The sequence below is a fragment of the Solirubrobacter soli DSM 22325 genome, from assembly GCF_000423665.1.
Taxonomy (GTDB): Bacteria; Actinomycetota; Thermoleophilia; order Solirubrobacterales; family Solirubrobacteraceae; genus Solirubrobacter; species Solirubrobacter soli.
On record NZ_AUIK01000010.1, the window covers coordinates 95891 to 109458 of the forward strand.

Here is a 13568-nt window from a genome sequence, read left to right on the forward strand (position 1 = left end):
TGCGTGTGTAGGTTCGCGCCGCTGGGTCGGAGAACGCTGACGGGAGGGTGAAGACAAGGATGTCGGGTCGACGCGCGCTGCGCGCCATGGTCGTGGCGTCCCTTGCCCTGTTCGCGGCCGCCCCCGCGCAGGCCGCGAAGCCCAGGCCCGACCTCACGGTCTCCAAGGCGAGCGCGAAGGCCGCGAGCGGCCGCTACGACGTCACGTGGACGATCAAGAACGGCGGCAAGGGCGCGGCGGGCAAGTCGACGACCGCGCTCGTCCTGTCCGCCGACGCGAAGCTCGACGCCAAGGACGCCAAGCTCGGCACCGCCGCCCAGAAGGCGATCAAGGCCAAGAAAGCCGCGACCGGCAAGCGCACGGCGACCGTCCCGCCCACCCTCGCCGCGGGCCGCTACTCGCTGCTCGTCTGCGCGGACTCGGCGAACAAGGTCAAGGAGAACTCGGAGGGCAACAACTGCCGCGTCGCGACCACGGTCGACGTCAAAGCCACCCTGCCCACGACGCCCGCCGCCACGCCGATCCCGCAGCCGTCGCAGCCGACGCCGCCGCCCGGCCCGATCGACAACCCGCCCGAGCCGCTCACCGTCGGTATCGACGCGCCCGCCGTCTTCGGCTCCACGACGGTCACGTTCAAGTTCGTCTCCGCCGGCACCTTCGAGTGCCGCATCGACGCCCGCCCGTACCAGGCCTGCGACGCCACCCAGACCTTCACCGGCGTCCTCGCGGGCGAGCACACCGTCGACGTGATCGCCCACCGCGGCGGCGAGACCGCCACCGCCCACAAGACCTTCCGGGTCGAGTTCGAGGCCCCCGCCCCCGGTCCCACCCCGCCCGCCGCGGCCGACCCGCAGACCCGCGCGACCGGCGTCACCGACGCCCAGGTCACGACGGTCTCGGACGCCACGAAGTTCCTCTACACCGGCAACGACCCGATCCAGAAGGGCGTCGCCGCCGACGCCGTCAAGCCGCTCCAGGCCGCGGTCATGCGCGGCCGGGTCGTCAGACGCAACGGCACCCCGGTGGAGGGCGTCGAGGTCACCGTGCTCGACCACCCCGAGCTCGGCCGCACCGCGACCCGCACCGACGGCGGCTTCGACATCGCCGTCAACGGCGGCGGGTCGGTCACGCTCAGCTTCGCCCGCGCCGGCTACATCCCGAGCCAGCGCCGCCTGGACGTCCCGACGCAGGACTACGACATCGTCGACCCCGTCGTGATCGTCCCCTACGAGGACAAGGTCACGGGCGTCGATCTCGCCACGAACGAGATCCAGGTCGCCACCGGCTCCGAGATCACCGATTCAGACGGCACCCGCAAGGCCACGCTGCTGCTGGACCCGGGCACGAACGCCACCGCGACGCTCCCCGACGGCACGACGAAGGACCTCGGCGACACGCTGAACATCCGCGCGACCGAGTTCACGATCGGCGACTCCGGCCCCGCCGCGATGCCCGGCGAGCTGCCGCCCACCTCGGCCTACACCTACGCCGTCGAGTACTCGGTCGACGAGGCCGACGCGCAGAAGGCCGTCGACGTCGAGTTCGACAAGCCGGTCGTCACCTACGTCGACAACCTGCTCGACTTCCCCGCCGGCACGGCCGTCCCGATGGGGTACTACGACCGCGAGAAGGCGCAGTGGGTCGCGGCCAAGAACGGCATCGTGATCAAGATCGTCGGCGAGTCCGGCGGCCGCGCGCAGCTCGACGTCACGGGCGACGGCCGGCCCGACAGCGTCACCACGCTCGGCATCGACGACGCCGAGCTGCAGAAGCTGGCGCAGCTCTACGACCCGGGCAAGAGCCTCTGGCGCGCCGCGATCGACCACTTCACGCCGTGGGACTACAACTGGCCGTACGGCCTCCCGGACGGCGCCGGCGGCCCCGGTCAGGGCGGCCCGAACGGCGGTGACCCGCCCGGCGACGACCCGTGCAACTCGCACGGCTCGATCATCCTCTGCGAGAACCAGGTCCTGGGCGAGCGCTCGCCCATCAGCGGCACCCCGTACACGCTCGCCTACCAGTCCGACCGCGTCCCCGGCCGGCGCACGGGCGACACGCTCGTGGTCCCGCTCACCGGCGCGACGCTCCCGCCCTCGCTCAAGCGCGTCGACCTGCAGATCGACGTCGCCGGGCGCACGTTCAAGTTCCCGTTCACCCCGAAGGTCAACGACAGCTACACGTTCGTCTTCGACGGCAAGGACGCCTACGGACGCCGCGTCCAGGGCCGGCAGAAGGCGGACATCACGCTCGACTACGTCTATCCGGCCGTCTACCGCACGCCCGACACGTTCCAGTCGAGCTTCGCGCAGGTCGGCGGCGCGATCCTCTCGACCAACTCGACCCGCACCGAGATCTCCGTCGCGCAGCGGTGGAGCGGCGTCGTCGGCGACGGCCTCCAGGCGCCGGCGAGCGCCCTGGCGGGCTGGAGCATCGACGTCCACCACACCTACGACCCCGTCGGCCACACGCTCTACCTCGGCGACGGGTCCAAGCGCAGCGCCGACGGCCAGAACTTCGACGTCATCCGCACCTTCAAGGCCGGCTTCGCAAGCCCGGAGGGCATGACCCGCACCGCCGACGGCGCGCTCCTGATCGCCGACGGCGCCGCCCAGGTGATCCGCAAGGTCGAGCCCGACGGGACCTCCACGATCGTCGCCGGCACGCTCAACAGTGCCGGCTTCGGCGGCGACGGCGGGCCCGCCACCGACGCCGAGCTCGACCACCCCGCCGACGTCGCGGTCGGCCCCGACGGCGCGCTCTATATCGCCGATCAGGGCAACAACCGCATCCGCCGCGTGCTCAAGGGCACGATCAGCACGATCGCGGGCACCGGCGACGGGGGCTATGCGGGCGACGGCGGACCCGCGCACCAAGCCCTGCTCGACGAGCCGACGGACGTCGCCGCCGACGGCAGCGGAGCGGTGCTGATCATCGACCGCGCCAACCAGGCGGTCCGCCGGATCGGCCCCGACGGCGTCATCACGACGCTCGCCGGCACGGGCGTCCCCGGCTTCAGCGGTGACGGCGACGTCGCCACCAAGGCCAAGCTGCGCAACCCCCGCGACCTCGTCGTCACCGGCGACGGCAGCGTCCTGATCGCCGACAGCGGCAACCAGCGGGTGCGGCGGATCGGCCCGGACGGCGTCATCGCCACGATCGCCGGCAACGGCGAGACGACGTTCGGCGGCGACGGCGGCCTGGCGACCGCCGCCCACCTGGACACGCCGTCGGCCGTCGCGCCCACCCCTGACGGCGGCCTGGTGATCGCCGACTCCGGCCACTGGCGCGTGCGCAAGGTCCAGTCCGACGGGACGATGGTCACGATCGCCGGCAACGGCGAGCAGGGCACGCGCGGCGACGGCGGGCCCGCCGGTCAGTCGCGGCTCCAGTTCCCGTCGGCGATCGTCCTCGGCGCCGACGGCACCATCTACTTCAGCGACGAGACGGCCGGCCGCGTGCGCAGCGTCGCCCCGAGCCTGCCCGCGCTGCAGCTGGGCGAGACCACGATCGCCTCCGACGACGGCCGCTCGGTCTACGTCTTCGACCCCAACGGCCGCCACCTGCGCACGGTCGACTCGCTCACCAAGGCGACCGTGCTGACGTTCGGCTACGACGCCGCGGGACGCCTGACCAGCATCACCGACGGCGACGGCCACAAGACGACGATCACCCGCGACGGGGCCGGCACGCCGACGTCGATCCTCGCCCCATACGGCCAGGTCACGACGCTCGGCGTGACCAACGGCTACCTGAGCTCGATCAAGAACTTCGCGGGCGACGAGATCAAGGCCACGTACGACGCCGGCGGCCTGCTCAAGACCCTGACCGACCCGCGCGGCGAGCTCCACAGCTTCGACTACGACCCCGCCGGACGCCTGATCCGCGACACGGCGCCGGGCAACGCGTCCCAGACGCTCACCCGGACCTCGAACGGCGACATCGTGACCGTCGTGCGCCGCAGCGCCGAGGGCCGCACGACGACCTACCGGGTCGAGCCGCGCAAGTCCGGGGAGATCGAGCGCTCGGTGACCGACGGGAAGGGCGCGAAGACGACGACGCTCGTCGGCACCGACGGCGTCGTCACCGTCACCCGCCCCGACGGGACGGTCGTGACCGAGGAGGCGGGGCCGGACCCGCGCTTCGGCATGGACGCGCCGCTCACCGCGCGGATGACCGTCACCAGCCCCGCGGGCCTGCGCACGGTGATGTCGCGCGCGCGGACGGTCGACCTCGCCACGCCCGGCGCGCCGCTCTCGCTGCGCTCCTTCACCGAGACGACCACGGTCAACGGCCGCGTGCAGACGTCGCGCTTCGACGCCGACACGCTGCGCTGGACCGACACCTCCCCCGCCGGGCGTCAGAAGGTCACGACCGTCGACGGCCAAGGCCGCCCGCTGCGGGTCGAGAGCGCGCAGATCACGCCCTCGGTCTTCACGTACGTCGACGGGCGGCTGACGAAGTCCGCGCAGGGCGCGCGCACCGAGTCCTACGCGTATGACGCGCGCGGGCGCGTGCAGAAGGTCACCGACGCGCTCGGGCGCGACACGACGTTCACCTACGACGACGCCGACCGCCCGCTCACGCAGACGACGCCCGACAACCGCGTCATCGCGTACTCGTACGACCGCAACGGCAACCTGCTGACGACGACGCCGCCCGGGAAGACGGCCCACAAGTTCGACTACTCCACCCGCGGCGTGATGACGAAGTACACACCGCCGCAGGTCGGCGCGACGACGGCGCCCACGTCCTACACCGCCGACGACGACGCGCTCGTGACGGCGATCGACCGCCCGAGCGGGGACGACATCGCGTTCGCGTACGACGACGCCTCGCGGCTGGAGAAGATCACCCACGGGGCGCGGTCGACCACGTACGCGTACAACAACGCGACCGGCCGCCTGACCAGCGCGACCGCGGGCGTCGAGAAGATCGCCTACCTCTACGACGGCGCGCTGCCGACCAAGACGACGGTCACCGGCAGCGTCGCGGGCGTGATCGACGACACGTACGACGACGAGTTCCGCGTCAAGACCGAGGCGGTGAGCGGCGGGCCGGCCGTCGCGTACGCGTTCGACCCCGACGGGCAGCTGACCGGCGCGGGCGCGCTGACGATCGCCCGCAACCCGGCCAACGGCCTGATCACCGGGCTGACCGCCGGCGTGAGCACGACGACGATCACGCCCAACGCCTTTGGCGAGACCGGCGCGTTCGACGCCGACGTCTACGCCGAGACCTACGCGCGCGACGACAGCGGCCGGATCACGGGCAAGACCGAGAAGCGCACCGCGGCCATCACGACGTACGAGTACGGCTACGACACCGCCGACCGGCTGGCGACGATCAAGCGCAACGGCGCGACGGTCCAGTCCTTCACCTACGACGCCAACGGCAACCGCGACAAGACGTCCGACGGGCAGCCGCTGACCTACGACGGCCAGGACCGGATCAACTCCGCGGGCTACGAGTACACCCCGGCGGGCGAGCTGCACAAGACGCCCGACGGCACGACCTACGACTACGACGCGCTCGGGGCGCTGCGCAAGGTCACGTTCGCCAACGGCAAGACGATCGACTACGCGATCGACTCCGGCGGCCGGCGCGTCGCGGAGAGCGGCGACGGCAGCACGCTCAAGCGGCGGTTCCTCTACGGCCGCGGGCTCGGGCCGGTGGCCGAGCTCGACTCCAACGACAACGTCGTCAGCCGCTTCATCTACGCGACGCACTCCAACGTCCCGGACCTGATGATCAAGGGCGGCAAGACCTACCGGATCGTCACCGACCAGGTCGGCAGCCCGCGCTCGGTCATCGACGTCGCCACCGGCACGGCGATGCAGGAGATCGACTACGACGCGTTCGGCAACATCACCCGGGACACGGACCCGGGCTTCCAGCCGTTCCGCTTCGCCGGCGGCCTGTACGACGTCGACACCAAGCTCGTGCGCTTCGGCGCGCGCGACTACGACCCGCGCACAGGCCGCTTCCTCGCCCCCGACCCGCTGCGCTTCGGCGGCGGCGGGACGAACCTCTACGGCTACGCGCTCGCGGACCCGGTCAACCTGACCGACCCGAGCGGCCAGATCCTGGACACGATCCTCGACATCGGGTTCATCGCGTACGACCTGTACCGGATCGGGAAGTCGCTGATGAACGGGTGCGGCGTCGACCCGTGGGACGTCGCCGCGCTCGGCGCCGACGTCGCGGGCGCGTTGATCCCGTTCGCCACCGGCGGCGGCGCCGCGGTCCGCGCCGGGCGCGAGGCCACCGAGGGCGTCTATGAGGTGGTGACCAAGGAAGGGCTCCCCTACGTCGGCCAGTCCAACAACATCGACCGGCGGCTCGCCGAGCACGTCCGCGACGGCAAGATCACGCAGGAGGCGGCGGACGCCGCCGCGCGCACCGAGGTGCTGGGCGGCAAGACCGCCCGCGAGGTCGCCGAGCAGCGGCGGATCAACGACCTGACCAACGGCGTCGGCGCGTCGGACCCGGGGATCGCCAATAAGGTGAACCCGATCGGGCCCAAACGCCAACACCTGATGGACCTGTATTGACGATCGGCGAGATCGACGGCCTGCCCGCCCTCGTCGTGCTCGAGGGCGGGTGGCGGGACGAGTACGCGCGCACGATCTCCGAGCGAGGGCTCGAGGTGCTCTCGATCCGTGAGGACGACCTGTCGTTCCTCGCGCAGGTACCGCGGCTGCGCGGGCTGGTCCTGAACGGGGGCGGCGTGCGCGACCTCTCCCCCGTGGCGCGGCTGGGCGCGTTGGAGACCCTGACGCTGAACACGCCGTCCAAGCCGAAGCTGCCGCTCGACTTCGGCGCGTTCGGAGCGTTGAAGACCCTGCGCATGTACTGGAACCCGGGCTTCGAGTCGGTGTTCGATTGCGGGTCGCTGGAGTCGCTGTTCGTCTTCGGGCCGCCGGACGCGGATCTGACCCGCTTCGGCGCGTTCGGACGCCTGCGCCGGCTGGAGCTCTCGCAAGGGCGCAAGCTGACCTCCACCGCCGGACTCGGCGCGAGCGTGCGCTTCCTCGGCCTCTACCAGCAGGGCGCGCTCAGCGAGCTGGCGGACCTCCCGCCGCTCGAGGTGCTGGCGATCGAGGGCTGCAAGCAGCTCGCGGAGATCGTCACGGTGCCGACGCTGCGCTCGCTGAAGGTCGCCAACTGCGGCGACATCGCCTCACTCGCGCCGCTGCGAGGCCTCACCCACTTGGAGGAGTTCTTCGCGTGGGAATCCACCCGCGTCCTCGACGGCGACCTGTCTGTGTTGCTCGAGCTCCCGCGCCTGCGGACGATCGGGATGCGCGACCGCCGCGAATATCGCCCGCGCGTCGCCGAGATCGAGGAGGCGTTGCAGGGTAGGTGACCTGCGATGAGCATCAAGGCCACCAGCGACCTGTGGTTCAAGGACGCGATCTTCTACTGCCTGGACGTCGAGACGTTCCTGGACTGGGACGGCGACGGCTGCGGCGACCTGCTGGGGCTGACCGAGCGCGTCGACTACCTCGCCGGCCTCGGGATCAGCTGCCTGTGGCTGATGCCGTTCTATCCGTCACCCAACCGGGACGACGGCTACGACATCACGGACTACTTCACCGTCGACCCGTCGTTGGGCACGTTCGGCGAGTTCACCGAGCTGATCCGCACCTGCCACGACCGCGGCATCCGCGTGATCGCGGACTTCGTCATGAACCACACGTCCGACCAGCACCCCTGGTTTCAGGCGGCGCGTGCGGACCCGGAGTCGCGGTACCGCGACTTCTACGTCTGGCGCGACGAGCGGCCGCCGGAGAAGCCGGGCGACGTCGTCTTCCCGGACCAGGAGAGCTCCAACTGGGCGTATGACCGCAAGGCCAAGCGGTACTACCTGCACAAGTTCTATGCGCACCAGCCGGATCTCAACCTCTCCAACCCGGCGGTCCGCGACGAGCTCGCGCAGGTCATGGCCTTCTGGCTCGCCCAGGGGCTGAGCGGGTTCCGGGTCGACGCCGTCCCGTTCCTGATCGAGGGCTCGATCGACGATCCGCACCAGGTCCTGCGCGACCTGCGCGCCTCCCTGAACCGCCGCGACGGGCAGGCGGTCCTGCTCGGCGAGGTCAACCTCGAGCCGCCCCAGGTGCGCGAGTTCCTCGGCGACGCCGACGGCGACGAATTGCACATGGTGCTCGACTTCATCGGCAACCAGGCGCTCTACCTGGCGCTCGCCCGCGGCGTCGCCGAGCCACTCGAGCGGGCGCTGCGCGACTTCCCGCCGATCCCGCCATCGGCCTCGCTCGGGCGCTTCGTGCGCAACCACGACGAGCTGACGCTGGACAAGCTGAGCGCATCCGAGCGCGCCGAGGTGTTCGCCCGCTTCGGTCCCGAGAAGGAGCTGCAGCTCTACGGCCGCGGCCTGCGGCGCCGGCTGCCGACGATGCTCGACGGCGACGAGCGCGCGATCCGGATGGTCTACTCGCTCGTCTTCTCGCTCCCCGGCACGCCGGTGCTGTTCTACGGCGAGGAGATCGGCATGGCCGAGAACCTCGCGATCGAGGGCCGCTACAGCGTGCGCGCGCCGATGCAATGGTCGCCCGACGGCGGCTTCTCCACGTCGGACACGCCGCGGCGGCCGCTGGTCGAGGGCGAATACGGGCCTGAGCGCATCAACGTCGCCGCCCAGCGCCGCGATCCCCACTCGCTGCTGAACTGGTTCGAGCGCCTGATCCGCCGCCGGCGCGAGTGTCCGGAGCTGGGGTTCGGGACGCTGACGCTGCTCGACACCGGCGCGCCGTCGGTCCTCGCCCACCGCTGCGACTGGGAGGGCGAGACGATCGTCGCCGTCCACGAGCTCTCCGGCCGCCCGGTCCGCGTCTCGCTGCCGGTCGAGGACGGCCTGGCGCTCGTCGACCTCCTGGGCGACCCGGAGCATCCGCTCCCGGCGACGCTCGACCTCGAGCCCTACGCCGCCCACTGGTACCGCGTGCGGCGCGCGGGCCGCCGCATGCCGCCGTGAACCTAAAGGGGCCTGACCCCTTTAGGTGTCGCGGCCGCGCAGCCGGTCGAACTGGCGGCGGTCGCGCTTGGTGGGGCGGGCGTTGCGGTCCACGCCCTGCGGGCGGGTCATCCGCATCTCGGCGACGCGCCGCTCGCGCTCGGTGCGGCTCTCCTCGGTCTCGGCGTAGAGGAGTTGCGCGTCGGCCGCGGGCAGGCGGCGCTCGGCCGTGGCCTTGATCAGGGCCTCGAGGCGGATCACGCCCTGGCTGAACTCGATCCGGTCACCGGGCTTGACGTCCTTGCTCGGCTTGGCCGGGAAGCCGTTGAGCTTCACGCGGCCGCCGCGGATCGCGTCGACCGCCAGCGCGCGGGTCTTGACCAGGCGCGCGGCCCACAACCACTTGTCGATCCGGACGGGTGTCTGATCCATCGGTCCTCATATTGTTCCCAACCTTCTCGGCGAACCGACGTTGTCGGAGTATGAGAAGGCTCCTCCCACTGCTCGTCGTGCCCGCGGTGGCACTCGTTCCGAGCACTGCACTCGCCCACGGCAAGTCCAAGACGAAGGTCTACAAGGGCACGTTCACGCTCGTCGGCGCCGACGGCGACTACGTGACCGGCAACTTCGGCAAGGTCCAGCTCGTCGACAACAAGCGCAACGACAAGCTGAGCGTCCATGTCCGCCGCGTCGCGGCGAAGACGACCTACACGTACAAGCTCGTTGCGGGCGTCTGCAAGCAGGGCGCGGCCGGCGGCGCCGAGGTGCCGGGCTTCAAGTACAAGCCGCTCAAGACCAACCGCAAGGGCGTCGGCAACTCGACCGCCCGCTCTCGGACGTTCACCGCCAAGCGCGGCGTCACGTACTCCGTCACGGTCTCGGCCGGCGGCGAGGTCGTCCTGTGCGCGCAGCTGCGCACCAAGGACTGGCCGAAGGAGCACGGCAAGAAGGACAAGCCGCACGGCAAGTCCGACAAGCCGCACGGCAAGTCCGAGGACAAGTCCAAGGGCAAGAAGGACGACGACCAGGGCGAGGACAAGGGCAACCAGGGCAAGCGCGACGACGCCCCGGGCCACGCCGAGGACAAGCAGCGCGGCAAGAGCGAGGACGCTCCCGGGCAGGCCGACGACAAGCAGCGCGGCAAGTCCGACGACGCCCCCGGCCACGACAAGGACAAGGGTAAGCCCCGCAAGTAGGGGGCGATCGCGACCCGCCGCCACCCCTGCGGCGGCGGGTCGCACAGCTCGCTAGTCGCGCGCGGCGGTGTCCAGCCAGCGCTGCAACGCGGCGTGGCCGGTCAGCGTGACCTCGCCGTCGGAGTCGATCCAGTCGCGCACCCGCAGCTCGCGCACGAGCCCGAGCGCGTCGCTCGGGCCGGGGCCCTCGCCGGTGGAGGACAACGCGCTCGTGCCGGGCTCGACGGTCCAGCGGCCGGAGTCCAGCGCCGCGAGCGCGCGGCCCTGATCCTCGGTCGGGACGTCGAGCGGGTCCGGGCCCGCGCCGGTCGGGAACGTCGTCCACGGCGTCTCGGCCGGACGCGACTCGCTGGATGGGCCCGGCCGCGACCCGGCGGTGTTGAAGGCGTCGGTCTGCGCGCGCAGCCAGCTGCCCGCGTCGTCCATGAAGCGCTTCGCGCGGTCGGAGTCGACGCCGAACTCGCGGGCCAGGTCCTCGATCTCGCCGCGCTGGACGCGCTCGATCCCGCGGGTGACCTCGTCGGCGAGAGCGCGCAGCGTCTCCTCGAAGGACTTCGGCTTGTCTTCGTCGCTCATGGACGCGATCATCGCACCCGAACATGCACGCCAGATCAAGGATCGTCGTGCTCGCCGCGATTGGCCTGCTGGCCGCATGCGGCGGTTCGGGTAAACCCCCGGCGCAGGCCTGCGGCAAGGTCGATCGCGGCGTCCTGCCCACCTGGGCGCGCGGCGGGTTCTCCGACGCGGAGCCGAAGATCCCGCACGTGATCGGCGACCGCGGCCAGATCACCGCGATCCTCTTCGAGGACATGACCACGGGCGACCGCGAGAAGAAGGTCCTGTGGGTCGCCCGCGAGCCCTGGACGGGAATGACCGACCTCAAGATCAGCGCGCGCGACGGCAAGGACGTCGTCCAGCGGACGGTCGCCGGCGGCCCCGGCCCTTCGGGCCTCGAGCTCCCCCACGCCGGCTGCTGGGACCTCACATTGCACTGGGCAGGGCGCCAGGATCGCCTCCAACTTGCTTACGGAGCATCGGATCCGGGACAATCGGTCCGGTGAGGGGACGGATCCTGGCCGCGAGCGCCGCGGCAGCAGTACTCGTAGGCGCAGGGGCAGCTTGGGCGGATCTGACTCCGGAGGCCGGGTCGCCATACGCGACCGGTCCCGGCCCGTACGGCGTCTACGCCGCTGACTTCAACGCGGACGGCCGCCCCGACCTGATCACGGCCAACGGCGACACCGGCCCGCCCGGGACGATGACGCTCTATCTGCGCCAGGCGGGCGGCGGCTTCGCCGAGGAGACCTCCTCGCCGCCGTACTCCGGCGGGACCAGCACCGGCGCGGTCGGGGACTTCAACGGCGACGGGCTGCCGGACATCGCGATCGCCGACTACACGGGCGGCACGGTCGCGATCAGGATCCGCTCGGCCGCCGGCGGCGGGTTCACGTCGGAGACGTCGCCGGTCGGCGGGTTCGGCTTCAGCGACGTGGCCGTCGCCGACTTCAACGGCGATCAGCGGCCGGACCTCGCGATCTCCAGCCTCGGCACCAACAACGTGACGATCGCGGTGCGCAACGCCGCCAACACCGGCTTCGACGTCCTCACGAACATCGCGGCCGGCGCCGGCCCGCGCGCCGTCGCGGCCGCCGACTTCGACGGCGACGGCGACAACGACGTGGCCGTTTCCGACGAGTCCGGCAACGACGTGATGCTGCTGCGCAACAACGGCCCGGGCGGCTTCGGACAGGAGAACCCGTCCGGAACGCCCACAGGAGCGCGTCCGGGCGACCTCGTCGCCGCCGACTTCAATGGCGACGGCCGTCCCGACGTCGCGGTCGTCAACCGCGACGCGAACACCGTCTCGGTGCTGCTGCGCAACGCGAGCAACGACGGCTTCACGGCCGGACTCGGCTCACCGATCGCCGTCAGTGCCGGCCCGAGCGGGATCGCCACCGCGGACTTCGACCGCAACGGCCAACCCGACCTGATCGTCGCCTCCTCCAGCGGCTTCGCCACCGTGCTGCGGCGCTCGGGCGACGGCTTCGCCGCCGACGCGCCGATCGCGCTGACCGGCAGCCCGGTCGCCGCCACGACGGCGGACTTCAACCTCGACGGCGTCCCCGACGCGGCGGTCAGCTCGCTCGGCTCCAACCACGTGGCCGTGCTGCTCTCGCCCTCCCCGCCCGCGCAGCCGACGCCCACACCGACCCCGTCCCCCACGCCCACCCCGCTCGACCAGCCCAAGTCGGGCGAGGTGAACCTGTTGCCCGTCAAGGGCACGGTCAAGGTCAAGCTCAAGGGCGCGAAGTCCTATGTGGACCTCAAGACCGGCATCCAGATCCCGGTGGGCGCGTCGGTCGACGCGCGCAAGGGCACGGTGACGATCGTCGGGCCCGGCAAGGACGACAAGGCGAACTTCTTCGACGGGCTGTTCAAGATCAGCCAGGCCAAGGGGCTCACGACGCTGACGCTTACCGAGGCGCTGGACTGCCGGACGAAGGCGAAGACCGCCGCGAAGAAGCCCAAGTCGCGCAAGCTGTGGGGCGACGGCAAGGGCAAGTTCCGCACGAAGGGCTCCTACAGCGCGGCGACCGTGCGCGGCACGAAGTGGCTCGTCAAGGACACGTGCACGTCGACCACGACGACGGTGACGCAGGGCGTCGTCCAGGTCGAGGACTTCGTCAAGCACGTCAAGAAGACCGTGCGCAAGGGCAAGCACTACACCGCGCGCAAGAAGAAGCGCTGACTCACCGCTGCATCCTCGGATCCTGGGTGGGGTCCGCGTACATGGCGGGGCATCCCTGCGCCGCGGCGTCGGGGCGCAGCTCGTAGTGCCAGGGCTCGTTGGCGTAGATCTGGCAGAGCCCGTAGGCGGCGCCGTGCCGCGACAGCCACGCCGTCGCGGTCGCGGGACCGACGTCGACCGCGTCTCCCGACACGTGCGCCGACGTCTTGGGCGTGGCCACCCAGCGGGCGGCCTCCTGGACCGAGCCGTACTTCGCGATCGCCTGATCGCGTAGGTGCTTCTGGTAGGCGGACGAACGCCAGCCGCTGTCGACCAGGAACTCGAGCCCGGCATCGGTCGACGCGCGGCGCACGGCGTCGAGGAGGTCGGCGTCGAGGTTGGCCACGCCCGGCACGTCGTCGTCGAAGACGGTCGTGCCGTCCGGGACCGCGCCGCCGGCCACGCCGAGCGCGGCGCGGGGCGGTTTCTCGTGATCCGGGCGCTCGGTGTGAAGGACGGGCGCGACCGTCTCCGACGAGGAGGCCGGCAACTGATGGCCCACGGCGATCGCGGCGAGCAGGCCGACGAGGACGGCGACCCGTCGCCGGCGAATCCGCGTCCGGTAGATCGTTGGTGGTGCGGTCACGCCGCCATTGAAGGCAGCGGGGCGTTG

9 protein-coding genes are annotated in these 13568 nt (G+C 71.4%); 6 read left to right on the forward strand and 3 right to left on the reverse strand.

What is annotated here, in order from left to right; genetic code table 11:
• Positions 1-59 precede the first annotated feature (59 nt).
• Genes G569_RS57670 through G569_RS0110420 form a run of 3 tightly spaced genes read left to right on the forward strand, consistent with a single transcriptional unit; the run spans position 60 to position 8992 of the window.
• On the forward strand, positions 60-6551 hold the full coding sequence (locus G569_RS57670; protein ID WP_084284650.1) for an NHL domain-containing protein: 6492 nt from the start codon (positions 60-62) through the stop codon (positions 6549-6551).
• A complete protein-coding gene (locus tag G569_RS0110415; protein WP_028063370.1) occupies positions 6548-7366 on the forward strand; it encodes a leucine-rich repeat domain-containing protein in 819 nt (272 codons plus the stop codon). The genes G569_RS57670 and G569_RS0110415 overlap by 4 nt, the downstream gene beginning before the upstream one ends.
• 6 nt (positions 7367-7372) lie before the next feature.
• Positions 7373-8992: an alpha-amylase family protein gene (locus G569_RS0110420; protein ID WP_028063371.1), complete on the forward strand. Its 1620-nt coding sequence runs from the start codon at positions 7373-7375 to the stop codon at positions 8990-8992.
• Positions 8993-9013: 21 nt separating this feature from the next.
• Here G569_RS0110420 and G569_RS0110425 read toward each other — a convergent pair whose 3' ends face one another.
• Positions 9014-9403 carry an RNA-binding S4 domain-containing protein gene (locus G569_RS0110425; RefSeq protein ID WP_028063372.1) on the reverse strand — a complete coding sequence of 130 codons (390 nt, stop codon included), beginning with the start codon at positions 9401-9403 and terminating at the stop codon, positions 9014-9016.
• Between the two features lie 50 nt (positions 9404-9453).
• Between G569_RS0110425 and G569_RS0110430 the strand changes: the two genes are divergently transcribed.
• Entirely contained in the window at positions 9454-10167 is a 714-nt protein-coding gene (locus tag G569_RS0110430) for a hypothetical protein (RefSeq protein ID WP_157591941.1), read from the forward strand.
• Positions 10168-10218: 51 nt separating this feature from the next.
• Here the strand turns inward: G569_RS0110430 and G569_RS0110435 are convergent, their stop codons facing one another.
• On the reverse strand, positions 10219-10743 hold the full coding sequence (locus tag G569_RS0110435; protein WP_157591942.1) for a hypothetical protein: 525 nt from the start codon (positions 10741-10743) through the stop codon (positions 10219-10221).
• A gap of 47 nt (positions 10744-10790) precedes the next feature.
• Here G569_RS0110435 and G569_RS63740 point away from each other — a divergent pair, with 47 nt between their 5' ends.
• Positions 10791-11228 (forward strand): hypothetical protein, encoded by a 438-nt coding sequence (locus G569_RS63740; RefSeq protein ID WP_053226152.1) that lies wholly within the window; start codon positions 10791-10793, stop codon positions 11226-11228.
• Positions 11225-12916 carry an FG-GAP repeat domain-containing protein gene (locus tag G569_RS0110445; RefSeq protein WP_169542115.1) on the forward strand — a complete coding sequence of 564 codons (1692 nt, stop codon included), beginning with the start codon at positions 11225-11227 and terminating at the stop codon, positions 12914-12916. Before G569_RS63740 ends, G569_RS0110445 begins: the two co-directional genes overlap by 4 nt.
• Before the next feature lies 1 nt (position 12917).
• Here G569_RS0110445 and G569_RS0110450 read toward each other — a convergent pair whose 3' ends face one another.
• Complete coding sequence (locus tag G569_RS0110450; RefSeq protein ID WP_028063376.1) at positions 12918-13541, reverse strand: M15 family metallopeptidase; 624 nt, start codon at positions 13539-13541, stop codon at positions 12918-12920.
• Between the last annotated feature and the right edge of the window lie 27 nt (positions 13542-13568).

What these genes read in the sequence shown, in the direction of transcription:
- G569_RS57670 (WP_084284650.1), top strand. Translation starts at nt 60, where the DNA reads ATGTCGGGTCGACGCGCGCTGCGCGCCATGGTCGTGGCGTCCCTTGCC.
- G569_RS0110430 (WP_157591941.1), top strand. Translation starts at nt 9,454, where the DNA reads ATGAGAAGGCTCCTCCCACTGCTCGTCGTGCCCGCGGTGGCACTCGTT.
- G569_RS0110435 (WP_157591942.1), bottom strand. Translation starts at nt 10,743, where the DNA reads ATGAGCGACGAAGACAAGCCGAAGTCCTTCGAGGAGACGCTGCGCGCT.
- G569_RS0110420 (WP_028063371.1), top strand. Translation starts at nt 7,373, where the DNA reads ATGAGCATCAAGGCCACCAGCGACCTGTGGTTCAAGGACGCGATCTTC.
- G569_RS0110425 (WP_028063372.1), bottom strand. Translation starts at nt 9,403, where the DNA reads ATGGATCAGACACCCGTCCGGATCGACAAGTGGTTGTGGGCCGCGCGC.